This window comes from Streptomyces sp. NPDC007901 (assembly GCF_042959465.1).
Classification (GTDB): domain Bacteria; phylum Actinomycetota; class Actinomycetes; order Streptomycetales; family Streptomycetaceae; genus Streptomyces.
Genome location: NZ_JBIBKW010000008.1, coordinates 143,025 through 164,236, shown reverse-complemented (window position 1 = coordinate 164,236; position 21,212 = coordinate 143,025). Strand labels below are relative to the sequence as shown.

Annotated in this window: 17 protein-coding genes and 5 pseudogenes; 13 read left to right on the top strand and 9 right to left on the bottom strand. The window is 68.3% G+C overall.

Annotated features, from left to right (window positions below; all coding sequences use genetic code 11):
• The gene (locus ACFZDK_RS26220) at positions 1–1,011 is read right to left on the bottom strand and encodes a cyclase family protein (protein WP_365792801.1); all 1,011 of its coding nucleotides are present in this window, start codon (positions 1,009–1,011) and stop codon (positions 1–3) included.
• Positions 990–1,982 carry a fumarylacetoacetate hydrolase family protein gene (locus ACFZDK_RS26215; protein WP_390976126.1) on the bottom strand — a complete coding sequence of 331 codons (993 nt, stop codon included), beginning with the start codon at positions 1,980–1,982 and terminating at the stop codon, positions 990–992. The genes ACFZDK_RS26220 and ACFZDK_RS26215 overlap by 22 nt, the downstream gene beginning before the upstream one ends.
• A 131-nt stretch (positions 1,983–2,113) precedes the next feature.
• On the opposite strand from ACFZDK_RS26215, the gene ACFZDK_RS26210 reads away from it, so the two are divergent.
• Complete coding sequence (locus ACFZDK_RS26210) at positions 2,114–3,070, top strand: LysR family transcriptional regulator (protein WP_390976125.1); 957 nt, start codon at positions 2,114–2,116, stop codon at positions 3,068–3,070.
• Between the two features lie 37 nt (positions 3,071–3,107).
• On the opposite strand, the pseudogene ACFZDK_RS26205 reads toward ACFZDK_RS26210, so the two are convergent.
• The 5 genes and pseudogenes from ACFZDK_RS26205 to ACFZDK_RS26185 all read right to left on the bottom strand — a co-directional run.
• A pseudogene (locus ACFZDK_RS26205) lies at positions 3,108–3,323 on the bottom strand (hypothetical protein); the annotation flags it as partial.
• Between the two features lie 57 nt (positions 3,324–3,380).
• A pseudogene (locus tag ACFZDK_RS26200) lies at positions 3,381–3,507 on the bottom strand (IS630 family transposase); the annotation flags it as partial.
• A 97-nt stretch (positions 3,508–3,604) separates the two neighbouring features.
• Positions 3,605–3,994, bottom strand: coding sequence for a nuclear transport factor 2 family protein (locus ACFZDK_RS26195; protein ID WP_365792795.1), 390 nt, complete (start codon positions 3,992–3,994; stop codon positions 3,605–3,607).
• A gap of 469 nt (positions 3,995–4,463) precedes the next feature.
• The gene (locus ACFZDK_RS26190; RefSeq protein ID WP_365792793.1) at positions 4,464–4,718 is read right to left on the bottom strand and encodes a hypothetical protein; all 255 of its coding nucleotides are present in this window, start codon (positions 4,716–4,718) and stop codon (positions 4,464–4,466) included.
• Between the two features lie 783 nt (positions 4,719–5,501).
• Entirely contained in the window at positions 5,502–6,446 is a 945-nt protein-coding gene (locus ACFZDK_RS26185; RefSeq protein WP_390976123.1) for a cupin domain-containing protein, read from the bottom strand.
• Positions 6,447–7,047: 601 nt separating this feature from the next.
• On the opposite strand from ACFZDK_RS26185, the gene ACFZDK_RS26180 reads away from it, so the two are divergent.
• From ACFZDK_RS26180 to ACFZDK_RS26155, 6 genes and pseudogenes are all read left to right on the top strand, one after another.
• Positions 7,048–7,251: a hypothetical protein gene (locus tag ACFZDK_RS26180; RefSeq protein ID WP_365792789.1), complete on the top strand. Its 204-nt coding sequence runs from the start codon at positions 7,048–7,050 to the stop codon at positions 7,249–7,251.
• Positions 7,248–7,970 (top strand): molybdopterin-dependent oxidoreductase, encoded by a 723-nt coding sequence (locus tag ACFZDK_RS26175; protein WP_365792787.1) that lies wholly within the window; start codon positions 7,248–7,250, stop codon positions 7,968–7,970. Before ACFZDK_RS26180 ends, ACFZDK_RS26175 begins: the two co-directional genes overlap by 4 nt.
• Positions 7,954–8,556 (top strand): annotated as a pseudogene (locus ACFZDK_RS26170) (cytochrome b/b6 domain-containing protein); the annotation flags it as partial. The gene ACFZDK_RS26175 and the pseudogene ACFZDK_RS26170, both read left to right, overlap by 17 nt.
• A gap of 261 nt (positions 8,557–8,817) precedes the next feature.
• Positions 8,818–9,573: a dienelactone hydrolase family protein gene (locus tag ACFZDK_RS26165; RefSeq protein WP_365792785.1), complete on the top strand. Its 756-nt coding sequence runs from the start codon at positions 8,818–8,820 to the stop codon at positions 9,571–9,573.
• A gap of 150 nt (positions 9,574–9,723) precedes the next feature.
• Positions 9,724–10,183: pseudogene (locus ACFZDK_RS26160) on the top strand (integrase); the annotation flags it as partial.
• A 611-nt stretch (positions 10,184–10,794) separates the two neighbouring features.
• Complete coding sequence (locus tag ACFZDK_RS26155; protein ID WP_365792783.1) at positions 10,795–10,929, top strand: hypothetical protein; 135 nt, start codon at positions 10,795–10,797, stop codon at positions 10,927–10,929.
• 37 nt (positions 10,930–10,966) lie between these two features.
• Here the strand turns inward: ACFZDK_RS26155 and ACFZDK_RS26150 are convergent, their stop codons facing one another.
• Positions 10,967–11,545 (bottom strand): hypothetical protein, encoded by a 579-nt coding sequence (locus ACFZDK_RS26150; protein ID WP_390976119.1) that lies wholly within the window; start codon positions 11,543–11,545, stop codon positions 10,967–10,969.
• A 98-nt stretch (positions 11,546–11,643) separates the two neighbouring features.
• Between ACFZDK_RS26150 and ACFZDK_RS26145 the strand changes: the two genes are divergently transcribed.
• A complete protein-coding gene (locus ACFZDK_RS26145) occupies positions 11,644–12,729 on the top strand; it encodes an integrase core domain-containing protein (RefSeq protein WP_390976117.1) in 1,086 nt (361 codons plus the stop codon).
• 861 nt (positions 12,730–13,590) lie between these two features.
• Here the strand turns inward: ACFZDK_RS26145 and ACFZDK_RS26140 are convergent.
• The gene (locus ACFZDK_RS26140) at positions 13,591–14,109 is read right to left on the bottom strand and encodes a transposase (protein WP_390976115.1); all 519 of its coding nucleotides are present in this window, start codon (positions 14,107–14,109) and stop codon (positions 13,591–13,593) included.
• 86 nt (positions 14,110–14,195) lie between these two features.
• Between ACFZDK_RS26140 and istA the strand changes: the two are divergent.
• The 5 genes and pseudogenes from istA to ACFZDK_RS26115 all read left to right on the top strand — a co-directional run.
• Positions 14,196–15,875: pseudogene (istA, locus tag ACFZDK_RS26135) on the top strand (IS21 family transposase).
• Complete coding sequence (gene istB / locus ACFZDK_RS26130) at positions 15,872–16,720, top strand: IS21-like element helper ATPase IstB (protein ID WP_390976113.1); 849 nt, start codon at positions 15,872–15,874, stop codon at positions 16,718–16,720. Before istA ends, istB begins: the two are co-directional and overlap by 4 nt.
• A gap of 142 nt (positions 16,721–16,862) precedes the next feature.
• Positions 16,863–17,783 carry a serine hydrolase gene (locus ACFZDK_RS26125; RefSeq protein ID WP_390976111.1) on the top strand — a complete coding sequence of 307 codons (921 nt, stop codon included), beginning with the start codon at positions 16,863–16,865 and terminating at the stop codon, positions 17,781–17,783.
• Between the two features lie 386 nt (positions 17,784–18,169).
• Positions 18,170–18,673, top strand: coding sequence for a hypothetical protein (locus ACFZDK_RS26120; protein WP_390976109.1), 504 nt, complete (start codon positions 18,170–18,172; stop codon positions 18,671–18,673).
• A gap of 197 nt (positions 18,674–18,870) precedes the next feature.
• On the top strand, positions 18,871–21,212 hold a 2,342-nt coding region (locus ACFZDK_RS26115), incomplete at its 3' end, for a hypothetical protein (RefSeq protein ID WP_390976108.1).

Below are 21,212 nucleotides of genomic sequence, written 5' to 3'. Positions count from 1 at the left end.
TTACTTGACGGCTATCGGGTTGACCGGTGAGCCGACGGCTCCGGTGATGGGCAGGGGAGCGGCGGTGAGCCAGAACTCGTACACGCCGTCGCGCGCGCAGTCCTCCGCGAGCGCGTCGAGGTCCCACATCTCCCCGATGAGCAGACCCATGTTGGGGATGACGACCTGGTGCAGCGGCTGGAAGGCGTGCTCGAACTCGTTGGGCCGGACCTCGAAGCCCCAGGTGTCCGTGGCGATCGCGGCGATCTCGGTGCGGTGCAGCCAGCCGGCCGTGGCGAACGACAGCCCGGGCGAGTCGCCGCCCGCGTAGTCGCCCCAGCCCTCGCGGCGGGCGCGGGCCAGGCCGCCAGTGCGGACGACGACGATGTCGCCACGGCCGACTCCCACGCCGTGCGCCTCGGCCGTGGCCAGGAGATGTTCTTCGGTGATGGCGAATCCGTCGGGCAACTCTCCCCCACTCTCGGCTCCGTTCGAGCGGGAGGTGCCCCCACCGGTGCCGATGACTCGGCCGACGTCCAGGAGGACCCCCCGCCCGGCCACGTACGGCGCCATGTGCTCGATGCCGGTGACGAGGTCGCCGTCGGAGGTGACGACCTTCTCGGCGGCCCGCCCGTTCCAGGCCATGCCGTGGTCGAAGATGTGGCCGAGCCCGTCCCACTGGGTGGAGCACTGCAGGGGCATCGCGATCACGTCGTCGGCACCGCCGATGCCGTGCGGGAAGCCCTGGTTGCCGAAGGCCGCGTCGGTGCCGGTGTCGAGCATCGTGTGCACCGGGTTGGTGCGGCGACGCCAGCCCTTCTGCGGGCCGTTCATGTCGAAGGACTGCGACAGCGAGAAACTCACGCCCCGCCGGACCAGCGCGGCTCCCTCCCGGCGCTTGGCCTCGTCGAGGAAGTTCAGTGTGCCGAGCACGTCGTCCTCACCCCAGCGCCCCCAGTTGGAGTACGCCTTGGCGGCTTCGGCGATCGCGCCCTCGGGGTCCTGCCGGTTCACGTCGACTCCGCCACACATCGCGTGCGCTGGGCGCCCAGGCCGGTGATCGATCCGTCCATCACGTCTTCGTCGCGCAGCAGCCGTCCCCAGTGGATGCCGTTGCCCGCCGGGCTGCCGGTCAGCACCAGGTCGCCGGGCAGGAGCCGGGAGGTCTGGGAGATGTACGACACCAGCCGCGCGATACCGAAGAGCATGTCCTTGGTGGACTCGTCCTGCATGGTCTCGCCGTTCAGCTTCAGCGTGACGCGCAGGTCACCGGGGTCGGCGATGGACTCGGCGGGGACGATCCAGGGCCCGAGCGGGGTGAAGCCGGGGGCGTTCTTGCCGCGCAGCCAGTCGGTGCCGATGGCGGGCATGTCGCGGCGGAAGACGGTGGCGCGGTCGGTGAGGTCATTGGCGATCGTGTACCCGGCGACATGCTCCAGTGCCTCCTCCACGGAGACCCGGTACGCCGGCCTGGCGACCACCGCCGCCAACTCCAGCTCCCAGTCCGGCTTCTTCGCCCACGCCGGCAGCACGACGTCGTCGTACGGGCCGGTGACGGCGCTCGGCAGCCCGATGAACACGTACGGCAGGTCCTCGGCGGCCCGCCGGTCCATGACCGCGGCGATCTCGGCGCGGGCCTCCTCCACCGTGCGCGGATCGTCGGGCGTGCGGTGAGCCACCTCCAGATCGATCACGTGCTGCCGGTAGTTGGCGCCGGACTGGAAGACCTGGCGCGGTTCGACGGGAGCGTGCACCCGCAGGCCCTCCAGTGACCGCCACCCGGCGTCCGTGGCCGCCGCCAGCTCGTGCAGACGGGGCAGTACCGTGTCCCAGCGCTCGAAGACGCCCCGAGTAGTCAGGGCGGGCTCGTCAAGGGCCGTACGAAGATCCAGCACGCGCCCCTGGGGGATCACCAGACCGGGGAAAGAGGCCTGGTCAGGACCTGAGAGGGTACCGAGGGCGAAAGGGCCGACGAAGGGCGCGGAAGGGGCTTCGGGTTTCACGGGCGTGTCCTCCAAATTGCGGTGGGACTAATCTGGCGCTGTCCCGCCCGATCTGGGAAATCAATCTTTCTTATATGGATCATCTGCCACGTGAATAGAGCTGCCTCTGGCGGTCTCGGTCTGGAGGCGTCGTGTCCCTGTCCGGCCTCGATCTCAATCTCGTCCTGTCGTTGCGAGCCCTGCTGGAGGAACGCAACGTCACCCGCGCCGGGCAGCGCGTCGGGCTCAGCCAGCCCGCGATGAGCGCGGCCCTGGCGCGCCTGCGCCGTCACTTCGACGACGAGTTGCTCGTCCGCAGCGGCGGACACTATGAACTGACGGCTCTCGGCCGCGCCCTGCTTGACCGCACGGCCACCGCATGCGACCTGCTGGAGCGGGTCTTCAGCAGCAGGGCCGATTTCATGCCGGGCAACGAGGAGCACGAGTTCACCCTGCTCAGCTCCGACTACGCCACCGCCGTGTTCGGTGCAGAACTCGCCCGTGCCGTGCACGCCCAGGCACCAGGCGTGCGGCTGCGCTTCCAGCGCACACCGCCCGATGTCACGGAGAACACCGCGACCATGCTGAGCACTGCGGACGGCCTGTTCATGCCACACGGCATCATCAGCGGTTTCCCCGCCGTCGAGCTGTTCACCGACCGCTGGGCCTTCCTCGTCGCCGACACCAACGACGAGGTCGGCGACCGGCTGACCATGGAGGATCTGGCGAGCCTGCCCTGGGTCACCTACCAGCGCACCTACGACGCGCCGGCCGCCCGGCAGCTGAGCATGCTCGGCATCGACCCCCGCGTCGAGGTCTCTGTCGACACCTTCCAGGCGCTGCCCTTCCTGGTCGCCGGCACCCGCCGGATCGCCCTGGTCCAGCTGCGCCTGGCCGAGCGGCTGAGCGGGGTTGCCGCAGTACGCGTCATGGAGCCGCCCTACGAGACGGTGCCTCTGCAGGAGGCGTTCTGGTGGCACCCCGTCCACACCCACGACGCGGCCCACATCTGGCTGCGCGAGATCGCCGCCCGCGTGGGAGCGGCGATGACCGCGTCCGAGCCTGGCCGTATCGCTGCGGCAGCGGCGACGGAACAGACGTCCGGCTGACGGAGCGGTACCGAGCGGCATCCAAGGCGTGGCACGACCAATGGCGAACCCGCTCGCTCCCCTCAGCGGCGAAGGGTTTCACATCGCGTTTCACGATCAGATTCCCCCAGTGCAGGGCGCTCGGGCGGTGGGCGCAGCGCTGGGAAAGGTCAGCCTTGAAGCTGATGTTCACGCTTCCGCCCTTGCCCACCTGGCTGTCCACAGGCAGACCGACCTGCTCGGCGCCGGTGCTCCGTCCGCCGTCGGCGCCGATCGGGCAGCGGCCCGTACGACTTGGCGGCGTGAACGTCTTGGGGAGGCTGCCCCGCTATTGCGAGCACAAGGAGTCGAAGCCGTCGGCGTTGAAGCTGTGGATCATGTTGCCGACCCGGTCATCACTGGTGAATGGCACCTCGGCGGTATTCGCCACCGGCATGCTGGACAGACAGCAGCACCATCTGGGCCCGCCGCCAAGTCGCCACCGACCCAGTGATTCCTCATGCTGTTTCTCAAGCTGCGCGCGCAGTGGGAGGCACGGGAGTGTCAATTTACTAACTAGAAACCGCCAATTCGTTCACTTCCCGGGTCGGATCGAAGCGCGTCCCAATGCTCTATGAGCAAACCGTCCTTGACCCGGAAGATATCGATCAGCATCCAGTCCGTCCGTACTTCTTGCCGGACGACGAAATCACCTTCCGCGATCAGGTTGACTGCCAGCTGTCGTGATTCGATCATCGATTTTGGAGTTATCTTCGGCATTACTTCCAGTACGAAGTTGCGAAGACCTTCGGGACCTTGGCCTGCCAATGGGTTGTGTTGTATGTAGTTCTCGTGCACGAGCTCATCGATTACGTCGATATTCTGGGGTGGGTTCTCGCCCTCGAAGAGTCCGTGCATGAGCTTGGCCACGAGCTCCTTGTTCTTGTCGAGCTGTTCGTTGCTCATGATTTACCTCGCTGTCTTGAGCGGATAGTGGCCTGGTGGTGAGCGTCCCGAGGAACGATCGGACAGTGTCACGGTCTTCGCGCATGCCGTCATGCTCGGCCGGCGGCCAAAACCAGTGGGAAGATCGTCGCTAGCCCAGGCGGGCCCGTTGGAGTCTGAGGGAGGCCGATTTCCGGCCTTTGGCTTCAGGCGGAAGATCAACCGCCTTGTCGGCTCTTTATTGCGCCGATGCATGAGAACCTTCGGCCGTGACACCGCGTTGGGCGGGTTTCAAAGCCTTCCGGGGCAGTCGGCTATGTGATGTGTCACGGTATCCTTGCTGATGTCTCAATGGAAGAGGGTGGCTGCAATATTTTTCGCGGTGCAGGACGATCTCCGCCGGCGACGAGGGGGGACTACGCGATGCCTCCACGGTCGGGGTGGGGGCTTGCATCCGCCAACGATGGACGGGTGAATGCGGCTTGACGCCTCACTCCACCTCTACCAGCAACGCGGTCACCGGGTAGACACTGGCACCGACAATCGCCGCATCGACCTTGTTCGCCGGCGCGTACGGGTCATCGGTGCTTGTCGGGACCGCGATCGTCGGCGTCCGCCCTCCGCGGAGCTCGCGTCCCTCACGGCACTCACGCACCATCTCGATGCGGATCAGGTCGCTTTCCGCACGGTGAGTCCGATGCGGATCCCTGAGTACGTGTTTCACCATCGTGTTCTCCGCGATCACCGGATCGCCGGTGATCGCATGCGCTCTGCGGGCTCTGGGGCGGCGTGGATTTGGGCGTGCGACTCGACGCGGGCGACACCCTGACCGGTATGGCCGTACGCGCCGTATTCGAATCGAGGTCGCCAAGTGGAGTGCGGCGGAAGTCGAGCTCGTCCGCTCGCTCCCACTTGCGCTCGTCACGGTTCACGGAGCATCTGGCGACACCCGTCGATGAACGGCGCCGTGAGGTCTGAACAGGGCGAACGTTCGTTTTCCATTCGTCTGTTTGGCTCCACCGCGAGTTCGCCTCGATCGCGTGAGCTGTCCTGAGTCCGGCCCGCCACGGGGACGTCCTCGCCGTCATGGCCACCGCTCCGCGCCGCCACTGGCACGCCTGTGAGATCACCGCAGCGCTGAACACCGTCGAACAAAGCACCCTCGCGATGCACCTAAGTGCTTGGGGCATGTAAGAACCTGCTGGTCAAGACCGGGTCAGTAACCTGCAAGCTCCCCGAGCAGTCGGCGGCGGCCTCCCTCACGCAGTCGCACGCCGTCACGAACACGCCGTCCAGCACTGCTTGACAAAGCATCGCAAACCGTAATTTTCCGGAATGGATCCGGAAGTCGCTTACCGGCGGATGATCTTGTGGTCGACTACCGCCCTGGACATGCCCTGGTCTCCCGACACCTTCGCACACCAAGCCGTCTGACATGCAGCTTTCACGACGCGCAGGGGCCGATGGTCGCGCACGTCGATGGTGCAGTCGTGGGCCTGTACTTCAACCCGCGGCGCAGGGCGCGCGGTCACAACTGTCGCCGGTACCGGCCCGGAGCCGTGCCGTGCGCTCTCTTGAATGCATTGGCAAACGCGAACTCCGAGGTGTAGCCGACGTTGTTGGCCACGGTGGCCAGTGGGGCTTCGGATTCACGCAGAAGTCTGGCGGCGATTGTCATGCGCCACCAGGTCAGGTAGCTCGATGGCGGCTGGCCGAGCAGAGCGGTGAATCGCCGGGCAAGGGCGGGCCGTGAAAGTCCGGTATGAGCGGCCAGTTCCTCGACGGTCCACTGCCGGGCCGGATCAGCGTGGATGGCCTGAAGCGCGGAAGCTGTGGCGGGGTCGCGCAGCGCAGCGGCCCAGCCGGTGGTCTTGTGGTGGCTTGCCTGTTTGTCGTGCCAGGTGCGCAGAATATAGAGCAGGAGCATGTCCAGCAGTGCGCGCACGATGACGTCGGTACCTTCGCGGGGCTCTATCACCTCGCTGTTGAGCAGCTCGATGGCGGAGCGCAGCTCCGGGCGGTGTCCCTGACTGGCGGGAAGGTGGAGGATCTGTGGAAGCTCCTGGAGCAGGGGGTGGGGTCTCGACTCGTCCAGCAGATATGCGCCGCACAGCATGACGGTGGGGACGGCCACGGAGCCCGGCGCATTCCCCGCAATCGCAGCGGGTTGTTCGTTACGCCTGATCGGGAAGCTGGCGGGTGCGGGGAGGGGTGTGTCGGGCATGGGAGTGGAGGGGTGGTCGGCAATCCCGACCTCGGTGCCATGACGCAGGAACGCTACGTCGCCGGCGGTGAGCGGGATCGGTGCGCTGTGTGGCGGTACCAGCCAGCATTTCCCCTGAAGCACGACGTGGAAGCCGGCTCCAGGGACGGTGGTGGGCAGGCGTCTGCCGAATGGGCCGTGGTGCTCGACGCGGGCAGAGTGCGGGCGACCGATGCGCATGGCCGCGATCACGTCGCTGAGCACATCCATGAGGGCAGCCTATGACCACCAGCGAGAGTTTGGCGCATGAAGTTGAGCGTTGCACTTATTGGGCGCCTCCCTCTCTCGGCATAACGTGAGCTCGGAGCGGATGATCAACGTCCGCACGATGCACACGGAGACAGGCATGACGACCGTGATCTGCGGTGGCGGTGGCTACACGGCCAACCTGGTTGCGACAGGGCTGACCGGCGAGGCGTTGACACGGTACTGGTTGCGTGTGACAGGCGATGCCTCACCTGAAGCCGAGGCGTCGGCAGTTTGCCCGCGGGGCTCGCTGAGGCGACTGCGCGCGCGGCACGGTTGGGGCGTGGTCGATGATGCAGCCGGGGGCGGCGGCCACGCGGAAGGTGTGGTGCGGGGGGCGGCCGTGTACGGGACCACCCTGGTTACGTCACATCGAAGCCGCACGTCGGCTCGTTGCCGACGATGCCAAGGACGGCGTACTCGTCCCCGCACGCACACGACTCCACCGGCCGCGCGGTCGGCTGCGGGCCTCACCACGAGCTTCCTGATCTCCGCTCTCCGACAGATCACGGAGTGTGCATCGAAAAAGGCTGCGGAGCCTGCAACACCCTCTTAGGAGCACGGAATGAAGATCTGGATACGGATGGTCGGCGGGGCCCTGTTGCTCTTCTCCGGCGTGGTGTGGAGCTTGCAAGGCTCTGGCGCGGTCGGCGGCAGCAGCATGTCGGGGCAAGGCCAGTGGCTGGTGATCGGGTTGTTCGTGGCCGTCGTTGGCGCGATCCTGCTCGTCGGCGGAGTCAGGAAGCTGCGGGCAGGGGAGAGGGGGTGACCGAGAGCGCGGACGGCGAGGGCAGGCCAGTCGGGCGACGGGTCATCCTCGGCATCCTCGGACTCGGCGCCGTCGGGGTGCCCCTCGGCGCGCGCCTGCAGAACGTGACGGACCAACTGCTGGCCACCGTGAGCAGCAAGGACCCCACCGGTCTGACAGGGCTGCTGCCGGGCGGCGGCGGTTTCCGCTTCTACTCCGTGGCCGACAGCATCCCGCATCGCTCTCCCGCCGACTACCGGCTCACGGTGAACGGCCTTGTCGACCGCCCGGCGACGTACACGCTGGAGCAGTTGAAAGGCATGCCGCGCACCCGCCTGGTCAGGGACGTCCAGTGCGTCACCGGCTGGCGGGTGCCGCAGACGCCATTCGCAGGGGTGCAACTGTCGCACTTGCTGGAGACGGCCGGGGTGAAACCCGGGGCCAAGGCGGTGCACTTCACGTGCTTCGACGGCGTCTACACCGAAAGCCTCACCCTGGAGCAGGCGAGACGCCCCGACATGCTCGTCGCCTACGAGATGCAGGACAAGCCGGTCACCACCCCGCACGGCGGACCCGTACGGCTCTACGCCGCGCCGATGTACTTCTACAAGTCGGCGAAGTGGCTCGCCGGGATCACGGTCACCGACCGCGTCATACCCGGCTACTGGGAGCCGCGCGGCTACGACATCGACGCGTGGGTCGGCAAGTCGAACGGACGCGACGATGACTCGACCGGCTGAACCGTCCGAGCTGATACGGCGCTTCACCGCCGCCGAACGCTGGATCCACCGCACCACGGCCGCGCTGATGGGCACCGCCCTGATCACCGCCGCCTTCCTGTACCTGCCCGCACTGGCCGAGCTCATCGGCCGGCGAAGCCTGCTGGTGACCGTGCACGAATGGGCGGGCATCACCATGCCCGTCCCGCTGCTGGCCGGACTGGTCTCACGAGCCTTCCGTGCCGACCTCGTCCGCCTCAACCGGTTCGGTCCCCACGACCGCGGCTGGCTGCGGGCGACGCTGCGTCGGCGCCCTCACCCGTCGGGGAAGTTCAACGCGGGTCAGAAGCTGTACGCGGCCATGATCTCCGGAGCCGCGTTGGTGATGATCGGCACCGGCCTCATCATGTGGTTCCCGCGTCTCACGCCGCTTTTCCTGCGTACGGGGGCGACATTCGTCCATGACTGGCTGGCCCTGCTCATTGGTGCCCTGGTCGGCGGCCATATCTGGATGGCGTCCCGGGATCCCGAGGCGCGTACCGGCCTGCGCACCGGCCTGGTTCCCCGCTCATGGGCCAAGCGCCACCACCCGCTGTGGGAGCAAGAACAGCCCGGTGACCACCAGCTGGTGGGCCTCAACACCGGCGGCCTCGAGCAGTTCGTGCACGCCACGGGCGTACCGACCGGTTCCCAGACGCTCCCGGACCACCTGATTCCTCGGGTTCTCGAGGACTACGAGGCCACCGGCAAGGAATTCGGCATCGAGTTCCACCCCGAGGACCCTGGAACCGCGAAGGGCTGAGCTGGCCTCGCCGGGCGGCCCGTCACCTGCTGACACACCAGATCGCGAGCAGAGAGAAGATCGCCGATGGAAGCTGTAGTCGGAACGAGCGTTGAGATACCCACGGCGGACGGCACTGCTGACGCCTACCTGGCCCGTTCCGCCGACGGTGCCGCCCACCCCGCCGTACTGCTCTACATGGACGCCTTCGGACTTCGTCCCGGACTGAAGCGAATGGCCGACCGGCTCGCCGGAGCCGGCTACACCGTCCTCGTCCCCAACATCCTTTACCGCCATGGGCGGGCTCCTGTGGTGGACCTCCCCGACTTCATCGGAACGACCCACCGCCCGGAGCTGTTCGCGCGGATCCGCCCGGTCGTGGCGGAGCTCACGCCCGACCTGGCCATGCGGGACGCCGACAGCTACCTGTCCTGGCTGGCCGCCCGCCCGGAGACCACCGACGGGCCGGCCGGCGTCACCGGCTACTGCCTGGGCGCCGGGCTCGCCCTGCGCACCGCCGCCGCTCACCCCGACCGGGTCGCCGCGGCGGCCGGCTTCCACGGCGCTCACCTGGCCACGGACGCCCCCGACAGCCCGCATCTGCTCGCCAACCGAATCAAGGCAGAGCTGTACTTCGGTCACGCCGACGAGGACCCCGCACTGCCGCCCGAGCAGATCGAGCGCCTCGACAAGTCCCTGACCGCAGCAGGCGTACGCCACCACACCGAGGTCTACCGAGGTGCACCCCACGGCTACACCCAGGCCGACACCGACGCCTACCACGCCGCGGCCGCCGACCGGCACTGGGCCGCGCTGCTGGACCTCTTCGGCCGCGCTCTGTGAATCGCACGACCTGACCCTCGGCCGCGACCACGTCAAGATCCTGGTGGACACCCCTTTGCGATCTCGTTGCGCGAGCTGTTCCATACCTGCGCTGCACTCCGCACCGGACTACCTGCCACCCGAGGAGTTCGAGGCGGCTCACCACCGTTCCTCGGTCACCCTGATCGCCGCCTCGGCCGTCTGGGAGATCCTGCACGTGGCCGGCATCGATCCGGCCCCGCGCCGCACTGGCCCCACCCGGCGCGAGTTCCTCTTCGCCCAGGCAGCCGGTGTGATGGCCTGCGACTTCCTCCACATCGACACCATCGGCCTGCGCCGGCTGTACGCCCTGGTCTTCCTCGAACACCACACTCGGCGCCTGCACATCGCCGGCGTCACTGCACACCCGACCGCTGCCTGGGCCACCCGGCAAGCCCGCAACCTGGCCGCCGAACCCGGCGCGAGCATGGACCCGCTGCGCATCTTGATCCGAGGCCGCGACAGCAAGTACGCCGAGGCATTCGGCGCGGTGTTCCACGCCGAAGATATCGAGATCATCAAGACACCGGTCCGCGCGCCGGGGGTCAACGCCCACTGCGAGCGAGTGATCGGCACCCTCCGCCGAGAAGTTGGATGCTTGATCCCCGGGAAGCCATTCCGTGATCGTCCCCGAGGACGTCCTTCTCAGGCGTCCGCCGCGTGTGCTGGGCGCGCGGCAGGGACCCAGTGGAGGTCCGGCGCGGACAGCCACGAATCGGCCACCGAGTTGTGGAACGCCCTGCGCGCGTCCTCCACGCCCCTGACCGGCGAAGGGCTACCGGCGCTGGGCCGCCTTGAGAGATCTGCGGCGACCCCCGGCGGCAGGGTGCGGATCCTGCTGCGTGAACTCCTCGTCCACGGAGCTGCGTTCGACGAGGCGGGCTGGGGCGTGATCACCGAGCAGTTGGTCGTCCAGATGAAGCTGCTCGCCGACCGGCCGCTGAAGGCCGTCGGCCTGGAGTTCACTCCGGCGGCCGAGGCGGCCGCAGCAGCAGCGGGTGGCGTCCCCGAGAGCTCCGCCGCAGCGCCGGTGGTGCGGGCCGTACCCGGGACCATCCAGAGCGCGAAGGGCGAGACCCATGCGGCGACGCTGATCCTGGAGTGCCTTGAGAAGAACGGCAAGAAGTTCGACGTGACCGAGGCGCTCCGCATAGTCGCGGAGGGGAGCGACCCCAGCGGGAACTGAAGAGTGTCCAGGCCGCTGTGCAGCTCGTCTTCGTCGGGGCGACGCGCCCCACCCACCTGCTGGTGCTCGCCGCCCACCGCGACCGCAGCAAGCGGTACGTGGAGGTGATGACCGACGCGGGCTGGGACGTCCGGGACCTCACCGAGCACTGACCCCTGCATCCGTCCCGACAGAACCGTCGCCCTCTGGTCAGAGCTCCATCAAGTTCCGTGATTGCGTGGAGGGTTGGCAATCAGCCGGTAGGGGCGGATGGCGGAGATCTCCGAGCGGCGTCGCGTGGCTACCGCTGCTCGGCCGCGTAGATCTGCCGGGCGACATCGAGAAGCCGGTCGCGTGTCGTGTTGAGGTCGCTCGTGGTAGAGACATCTTCTGGACATCGCCGGCTTTCCACATCACCGTGATATCGGAGTCGTCGGAGACGACGACGGCGTCGGGGCTCAGACCCGATACCGACTGCTGTGTCCTGTTGCCGTCGCTGCCGACGATGTCGAGATCCCGTACCTCGTCCTGCACGGTCCGGCCGTCCTGCCACTTCTCGATGGCCAGAGCGACGCTGTTGCCGTAATCGGCACCGGACATGGAGTACTCGCACATCGTCGGGCCGTTAATGTCGGCGGCGGGCACCGTCTTCCCGAGGATCTGGCCGGCCATGCTCTGGGTCAGCAGATCGCACGGCTGGGTGTTCGCGTCCGTCGATCCGGAGCCGGACGTCGACTTCGTGCCTGTGGTCGGGGCCAGGGACGTGGTGGCGTCCGCGGCCGGCGCCACCGCCGTGCCGGAACCGCCGCCTGTGCCGTTCGGAAACTCATCGCTGCTGCTCGGAGGCGGTCTGGCGCGGCATCGCGGTCTGCTGGAACCCTGCCCGGGTGATCGTTTCACTGGTGTATCGGGTGGTACGCAAGCTGCTCCCGGTTTCGGCGGTGCTGCTGCGCCGGGACATGGCCAAGGACGCGGAATTGCTGGTGTTGCGCCACGAGAATGCGGTGCTGCGCAGACAGCTGCCGGCACCGGTGCGGTACGAGCCAGCGGATCGGCTGTGGTTCGCGGTACTGTCCTCGCTGATCCCGCGGCGCCGGTGGGCGCAGGTGTTCCCGGTGACGCCCGCGACGCTGTTGGCGTGGCACCGCAGGCTGATCGCCCGGAAGTGGGACTTCAGCAAGCGCCGGACCAGGTCTGGCAGACCGTCGACGGCGAGAGCGGTGAAGGCGCTGGTGGTGCGGCTGGCCAAGGAGAATCCGCGGTGGGGCTGCCGTCGGATCCAGGGCGAACTGGCTCGGCTCGGGCATTTGGTCGGCCCGACGACGGTCTGGGAGATCCTGACGGCGGCCGGCATCGATCCGGCCCCGAGACGCAGCGGGCCGACGTGGCGTGAGTTCTTGACCGCGCAGGCTGAAGGGATCATCGCTTGCGACTTCCTGCACATCGATTTGGTCGACCTGCGCCGGGTGTACGCGCTCGTGTTCCTCGAGCACGGCACACGCCGGCTGCACATTGCCGGTGTGACCGCCCATCCCACGGGGGCGTGGACGGTGCAGCAGGCGAGAAATCTTGCCGTCGAGTTGGGTATGCGGGTCGAGGCGCTGCGTTTCCTGCTCTGCGACCGGGACGGAAAGTACACCGAGTCCTTCGATGCGGTCTTCGCAGCCGACAGCATCGAGGTCGTGCGGACCGCGCCTCGGGCTCCCCGGATGAACGCGCACTGTGAACGGGTTATCGGCACCCTGCGCCGCGAGGCCCTTGACCACTTGCTGATATGGAACGAGACGCACGCTCGGCAGGTCCTCGATGCCTATGCCCGGCACTACAACGGTCATCGCCCACACCAGGCCAGGGGACAGCTCCCTCCGCTCGCCCGAGAACACCCAGCGCCCCTGACCGCTCCGACCGCTCGCAGGCTCCTACGCACCCGAGTGCTCAGCGGCGTGATCAACGAGTACAGATACGCGGCTTGACCGGCAGCGACGAGTTTCCGAACGGCACAGGGTTCCGTCCCGCTGACGAATGATCTCCCGGCGCCGATCATCACCACGACCAGCCCGAGCACCCCATCCGGACTCCACACCAGCCCCGTGACCAGCGACTTCGGGATGGAATCAACTCAATGGGTGACGGTCGGCGACAGCCGAACCCCAAGATCAACTAATGGCGGCTTCTGGGCTTACCTCGGCGATCCCCCACGACCACTCGGAGACTGGAATCAGGCGTACTTTAGCGCGTTGTGGCAAAGGGAGTCCCTGTTCGATGAGCAGGGGCTTCTTCGTGTGCGGGGCATGATCGCGACGGGGTAGGGGCAGGCAGCGGACGGCTTTTTGTGGATCGAGGAGGATGCGATGCCGTCGGTGCTGGGGTTGATGGAACAGCGTGAGGCGCGGGCGAGGCAGGATCTGGAGTCCTGGACGGAGGTTCTGGAGCAGGCTCAGGCTGAGGTGGATGCCGCGCGGGAGCGAGTCGAGCGGGCCCGGGTGGGGCGTGAGGAGCTCGTGTCGGTGCTGGCGGAGGAGAGCCCGGTTGATACGCCGGTTTCTGTGCCGTCTGGTGGTGAGGCGGATGCTGTTGTGGGAGCGGGCGGCTTGGGTGCGGGGCATGGCGAGCGGCTGCCGGTGTGGCGGTCGGGCATGGGAGGAGGTGCTCGGCGGCCTGTATCGGGAGGTGTTCGCCGCGGTGAGGGCCGCTGCGGGGCCGGTGAACGGGGTGGAGCTGACGCGGGCGGTGGGCCGGGGAGGCGGAGATCAAGAACGAGGTGGAGAAGATCCGGCACCGTGCCTACGTGCTGGAGAAGCGGGGCTGGCTGGTGCGGGCGAAGGGCGGACGGTTCACGCCCGTGCCCGGAGCAGTCGGCCGGGGCGTTTCTCGGGCCAGTGCGGAGCGTCCCCGGCCAGGCGCCGGGACAGCCTGATCGTGGCGGCCCACCACACCATCTGCTGGTGGTGGTCGGGGCGGCGTTCGTGGTCGCGGTTGAGGCGGCGTGAGCGGGAGAGCCAGCTCAGCGTGCGCTCCACGACCCACCTGCGGGCCAGTACGACAAATCCGCGCTGTCCGTCGGAGCGGCGCACGACCTCGATCCGCACTCCGTGGCGGGCGAACGCCTTCGCCAGCGCCGGGCCCTGGTAGGCGCTGTCGACCCATACCAGTTTCAGCAGCCGGCCCGGCTGGTCCATGAATGTCTCCAGCAGCGCGGGGGCGGCCTTGGAGTCGTGGACGTCGGCCGTGGTCACGGTGACCTCCAGGAGCTGATTTCTTCGGGGTGTATGGGGGCCACGTTTCCGCCGGGACTCGGCACCGGCGGATTTTCGGTGGGTTTGGAAGCCAGCCGGTGTGATGGTGGGTGACATGCCGCTTTCGGAGTAATCGGGGGCAGTGGGCCGTTTGGTCGTCACGCTGGGCTTGTTGATCACGGTCCAGGTCAGGGAGACCGCTGGTGCACAGGTCGCGTGAGGTGTTGTTCGAGAGGATCCGCCCGGCCCATCGTGAGCAGGGGTTGTCGGGACGGGAGCTGGCCGCGCGGTTCAAGGTGTCGCGGCGGACGGTGCGGCAGGCGATCGAGTCGCCGCTGCCGCCGAAGCGGAAGTCGCCGCCGCCGCGTCCGAGTGTGCTGGAGCCGGTGAAGGGCTTCATCGACGCGATGCTGCGCGAGGACCTGGACGCGCCGTCGAAACAGAAGCACACGATCGTGCGGATCATGGAGCGCCTGGCCGCGGAGCACGACTTCGAGCTCGCACGGCAGACCACGGTGTGGGAGTAAGTCAGGCGGCGTCCGGAGATCAAGGCGGAGGCCCTTGCGGGGCGGCGGCATCTGGAGGGCGTGGTCCCGCAGGCGAAACGGCCTGGGGAGGAGGCGGAGGTCGACTTCGCGGACTTCTGGCTGGACCTGGCTGGGCAGCGCCGCAAGTGCGTGCTGTTCACTCTGCGCCTGTCCTACTCCGGCAAGGCCGTCCACCGCGTTTACGCTACCGCTTCCCAGGAGGCGTTCTTGGAAGGCCACGTGGAAGCGTTCACCGTGCTGGGCGGGGTCCCGTCGGTGCACATCCGCTATGACAACCTGAAACCCGCGGTCAAGCAGGTGCTGTTCGGGCGCTCACGGCTGGAGTCGTCCAGGTGGGCGTCGTTCAAATCGTGGTACCAGTTCTCGGCTTTCTACTGCGCCCCTGGCGAGGCCGGGGCCCATGAGAAGGGTGGTGTCGAGCATGAGGGCGGCCGGTTCCGCAGGAAGCACCTGGTGCCGCCGCCTCAGGTGGACTCGCTGGCGGAGCTGAACGAGCGCCTGGCCGCGATCGACGTCGCGGAGGATGCACGGCACATCCACGGCCGTCCGACCTCGATCGGGTTCGACTTCGAGGCCGAGCGCGACCGGTTGCGGTCGCTGCCCGCCGACGCCTACGACTGCGGGATCGATCTGACGCCCACCGTCGCCCGCAACAGCCGGATCACGGTCCGTCAGGGCTACTACTCGGTGCCGGCGAAGTTCATCGGGCAGAAGGTGCGGGTCAAGCTGCGGGCGAACGAGCTGTGGGTCTTCGACGGCCGCCAGGTCGTCGCCCGCCATCCCCGCCTGACGCGCCGTTACACCTACCACGACTTCCTGGATCACTACCTGGAGATCCTGCTGGTCAAGCCGGGTGCGTTCGCCGGCGCCTCCGCACTGGCACAGGCCCGCGCGGAGGGCGGTTTCACGAAGGTCCACGAGGCGTTCTGGGCTGCGGCCAAGCAGAAGGCCGGGGAGCGCGAGGGCACTCGAATGCTGATCGAGGTCCTGCTGCTGCACCGTCAGATGCCGGCCGAGGCCCTGGTGAAGGCGATGGAGACCTGTCTTCGGATCGGCTCGGTGTCCACCGACCTCGTCGCGATCGAGGCCCGAAAGGCGATGGAGGGCACCGACGACGAGGACGCCGAACTTCTCACTGACGACGGGTCGGCCCACGGTGCGGGCGGCGAGAGTGCGGGTCAGGAGGCGGCCGGCGCGAGGGTGATCTCGCTGCACGCGCGTCGCCTGCCGCCCGATCCGCGCACGACGTTGCCCGACATGAGCAAGTACGACCGGCTGTTGAGCCCGGTCACCACCCGCGAGAGAAGCCAGAACCAGAAAGGCCAGGGGGCATGACCCGCGCCATCACCGTCACCGACCACGACGCGGACCAGGACCGCGACCGGGACCGGGTTCCGCAGAGCAGGGTGTCACTGCCGGGCGACCCGGAGGACATGCTCATCGATGAGGCATGCCGGGACCTGAAGCTGCCCGCGTTTCGCGAGCGGTTCATCGAACTCGCCAGCAGCGCCCGCCGCGAGCAGATCACCTACAAGCAGTTCCTCCTCGACCTTTTGCAGGTCGAGCTTGCCGACCGCGACGTGCGCCGTCAGCAGCGGCTCCTGCGGCTGGCCCGCTTCCCGCGCCCCAAGCGGCTGGAGGACTTCGACTTCGCCAAGAATCCGAATGTCACCCCGGAGGTCGTCGCCGACCTGAAGTCTCCCGGGTGGGTCCGCGAGGGCCGTCCGCTGGTGTTGATCGGGGACTCCGGCACCGGCAAGTCCCACCTTCTGATCGGGATCGGCACCGCGATCGCGGAGGCTGGCCTGTCGGTCCGCTACACCACTACTTCGGCGCTGGTGAACGAGCTCGCCGAGGCCGACGCCAGTCGGCGACTGCCCTCGGTGATCGCCCGCTACAGCAAGATCGACCTTCTGTGCCTGGACGAGTTCGGATATCTGGCCCTCGACCGCAAAGGCGCCAAACTGCTGTTCCAGATCTTCACCGAACGCGAGAAGTGCAAGGCCACCGCAGTCGCCACGAACTCCCCGTTCACGGAGTGGGACAAGACCTTCGGGGACGCCCGCCTCTGCGCCGCCATCGCCGACCGGATCACCTTCCGCTGCACCCTCATCCAGACCGGCACTGAGTCCTACCGCTTCCAGACCACCCAGGAATCCCTCTTCCCCGCAACGAAGTGACGTCCCAACAGCCCTGAAGCACGCCTCCCCACCAAAGCGAGCCGAGCGTGGACCATGGTCGGCGGCCCCATGACGCCGACAGCACACACGCTCACGGTGAACACCTCCGCCCGGCGCGGTCGCCGGGTGCCACGGTGAGCGGATGATCGAAGAGACGATTGACGAGGTGTTCGCGGCCGGCGACTGCTGGGGAAGCCTGAGCGCACTGGAGATCGACGGACCGGGGCGACTATCGGTGGCGGGCGGAGAGCTCGCGGTGGCGGCCTCCACGTTCAAGATCACCATCGGCCTGGAGTTCTTCTGCCAGGCGGCGGAGGGAGAACTGGACCCCACCGAGCGAGTGGTGGTCTCGCCGGCCGAAGCATCGCTGGGCGGCCAAGGGCTCTGTATCACCGAGGACCCGGTGGAGATCTCGCTGCGGGATGTCGCCCGGCTGATGCTGACCATCAGCGACAACACCGCGACCGACGTACTGATCCGCCGGGTCGGCATCGAACGGGTCAAGGCACGCCTCGCCGGGCTCGGCCTCACCGGCTTCCACCTGCCGGGCACGATCCAGCATGAGTTCGACACCGCAGCCCGCGACGCCGGGTACGCCGACTGGAGCGCGATGGCCGACGCGGTCCGGGACACCACACCGCCGAAGGAGGGCAAGGCGATGTGGCAGCGGGTGCTGGCGTCGCCGGGGATGCAACCGGGACGGATCAGCAGCGCGACCGCCGACGACATGGCCGCTCTGGTCCGCGCGGTCTGGCGCAACGAGGCCGGACCCGCCGAGGCCTGCGCGAACCTGCGCCGGATGATGGGACAGCAGCGGCTCACCCGGAAGATCGCCACCGGCTTCGGGCCAGAAGTGCTGGTCGCGTCCAAGTCGGGCACCGTGCCGGGCGGCGTCAGTAACGACGTCGGCGTGGTCACCTTCCCCGACGGACGGCGGTACGCGATCGCCGTCCTCACCCGGTCGCTGACGCCGGGGGCACCCACCCGCGAGGACGTCCTCGGCACTGCGGCCCGGGTGGCCCTGCACCACCTGCGCGCGGACGGGACGTCCAGCTCCCGGTGAGGCGAAACGTCTAACCAGGTGCGAGCCCCTGGCCGCATCTTGTCAGGGAGACAGCCCCAGGGCCCGCACCCACAAGCTATCGACACTCCCACAGTGGCATCCCCCGGGACACTCCGCCCCGACCTGCAGATCACCCGATCAGTGGCTCCCGAACTCGCCGAAACGGCGCCCGTTCCCACCGAAAACCACGGAGGACTGTCAAGTACATCCACGCCACGAACAGCCCAACCCCGGCGCCCATCACCGCCGAAGACCTGGTCCCCATATGACCCGGTTAAATCAGGTCTACGAAATGCATCAGTTGGGACAGGCGAATCCGCCCGTGTGGTCATGCGTGTTGGGCATAATGGAGCAGGATGACCGCTTCGGGGGAGGGCGCGAGACACATGGTGATCGAGGCCGGGGTGGTGGCCGGGTATGTGATCGCGTGGACGGTGCGCAAGGCCCGCCGAGCGGCTGGTCGTTTGGATGCCGAGGTCGATACGGTCATCGATGCGGGGCTGGACAAGCTGCACACGGCGGTGGCCGCTAAGCTCGGCGCGCACCCTGTCCTGGATGATCTGGCCGAGGAGGCCGTCACCGGGGAGGGGCTGGTCAGCGAGCTGACCCGTCAGCAGATAGAGCTGGCGGTCACCGCCGCGGCGCGCAAGGACGACGTCTTCGGCCGGGAAGTCACCGAGTTGGTGGCCCAGTTGCAGACTGCGGAGAAGACCAGCGGCATCTCGGTGGTGACCGGTGCCGGGGCGACGGTGTTCATCGGGGACGCCCATGCCGAGGCCTGCGGGGACGGGATCGCTTTCGGGCAGATTGCCGGGGACGTGCACGTGGACCGCGGTGCTACGGGAGGGCAGCCGCCGGGCCCTTCCGAGCCGGGCCGGTCGCGCCCCTGACCGCACCCGGCACAACCAGTGGCATAGTCGCGGCCGCGACGGTGCAGGCGCCAGCCGCTCCAGCCGATCAGTCCCCTGGGCACGTCTATGCGGAGCGCGCCGGTACCAGTTTCGGGCATGTTGCCGGGAACGTAACGGTTTACAAACAGGGGGGGGCTGTCGTGCCACGGCCGGTGCGCTCGGCGTACCAGCGGCAGGTGGAGCGGATCGCCCCACCGCAGTTGCTGGGCCGGGAGGCTGAGCTGGCCGAGCTGGCAGGTTTCTGCCTAGATGAGTGTCGCGGTCCCTACGTGTGGTGGCAGGCCGGGCCGTGGGCGGGCAAGTCTGCACTGCTGTCCACTTTCGTACTCAACCCGCCTGCCCCGCCCGCCGCTGGCGGAGTGTGGCTGGTGTCGTTCTTCATCACCGCCCGGCTGGCCTCGCAGGATACACGGGAGGCGTTCACCGCCGCGCTAACGGAGCAGCTCTGTGCACTACTCCGTCAGGACCTACCGGCCAGCGGAGATGAGGCAGCCCAGGAAGCATCGCTGCTGGATCTGCTCGCCCAGGCCGCAGCCGTCAGTCAGCAGGCAGGTGGCCGGCTGGTGCTGGTCGTTGACGGGTTGGACGAAGACCGCGGCGTGACAACCGGGTGGGGGGCACACAGTATCGCCGGACTGCTGCCCGGCCGCCCGTCAGCCGGGATGCGGATCATCGTTGCCGGACGGCCCAATCCCCCGATCCCCGACGATGTGCCCGACTGGCATCCATTACGTGACCGGGGCATCATCCGCCTGCTCAGTGACTCGCCGCATGCCAGGGATCTGCAGCGACTCGGCCAGTCCGAACTCAAACGTCTGCTCGCCGGCAGCCCCATCGAGCAGGATCTCCTGGGCCTGCTCACCGCCGCCCGGGGCGGCCTCTCCGGCCCCGACCTGCGCGAGCTGACAGGCGCGGACCTGGTGACCATCGAGGAGATATTGCACACCGTGGCCGGGCGCACCTTCACCCGCCGTCTCGCCGCCTGGACGCCGGACGAAGGACGACAGGTGTACCTGCTCGGCCACGAGGAACTACACAACGCCGCCTGCCACTACCTCGGACAAGACCGCCTGGCCCACTACCGAGACCGGTTGCACACCTGGGCCCAGGACTACCGCACACCCACCGACGGCCAGCCGCCGTGGCCGCCACACACCCCCGAATACCTGCTGACCGCCTACCCCCGCATGCTGACCACCGCCGGCGACACCAACCACCTGATCACCCTGGCCATCGACCCGGCACGCCACGACCGGATGCTCGACCTGTCCGGCGGTGACGCCGCCGCCCTCACCGAGATCAAGACCTGTCAAGACCTACTCCTGCACTGCCCAGAGCCGGACCTGTACGCCCTGGCCAGACTGTCCCACCACCGCGGACAAATCGAATCCCGCAACGCCCACATCCCCACCGAACTCCCCGCCCTGTGGGCCACGATTGGCCAACCCCACCGGGCCGAACAGATCGCCCGAGCCCTCACCGACCCGTGGGAACGGGCGCGGGCTCTGGCCGCGGTGGCTGAGGCGGTGGCCGCCGCCGGTGACTACGAGCGGGCCGAGCAGATCGCCCTCACCATCGCCAACCCGTGGGAACGGGCGCGGGCTCTGGCCGCGGTGGCTGAGGCGGTGGCCGCCGCCGGTGACTACGAGCGGGCCGAGCAGATCGCCCTCACCATCGCCAACCCGTCGGAGCGGGCGCGGGCTCTGGCCGGGGTGGCTGGGGCGGTGGCCGCCGCCGGTGACCATAAGCGGGCCGAGCAGATCGCCCGCACCCTCACCAGCCCGTCGGAGCGGGCGCGGGCTCTGGCCGCGGTGGGTGGGGCGGTGGCCGCCGCCGGTGACCATAAGCGGGCCGAGCAGATCGCCCGCACCATCGACGACCCGTGGGAACGGGCGCACGCGCTGGCCGGGGTGACTGGGGCGGTGGCCGCCGCAGGTGACCACAGGCGGGCCGAGCAGATCGCCCGCACCCTCACCAATCCGTGGGAGCGGGCGCGGGCGCTGGCCGCGGTGACTGGGGCGGTGGCCGCCGCCGGTGGCCACAGGCGGGCCGAGCAGATCGCCCGCACCATCGACGACCCGTGGGAGCGGGCGCGGGCTCTGGCCGGGGTGGCTGGGGCGGTGGCCGCCGCAGGTGACCATAAGCGGGCCGAGCAGATCGCCCGCACCATCGACGACCCGTGGGAACGGGCGCAGGCACTGGCCAGGGTGGCTGAGGCGGTGGCCGCTGATGACCACGACCGGGCCAAGCCCATAGCGCGCACCGTCACCGACCCTCGGAAGAGGGCGCAGGCACTGGCCGGGGTGGCTGTGGGCGGTGACCATGAGAGGGCTGCCGGACTGGCTGCAAGCGCCGAACAAATCGCCCGCACCATCACCGACTCGCGGGAGCAGGCGCGGGCACTGGCCGCGGTGGCTTGGGCGGTGGCTGTGGGCGGTGACCATGAGAGGGCTGCCGGACTGGCTGCAAGCGCCGAACAAATCGCCCGCACCATCACCGACTCGCGGGAGCAGGCGCG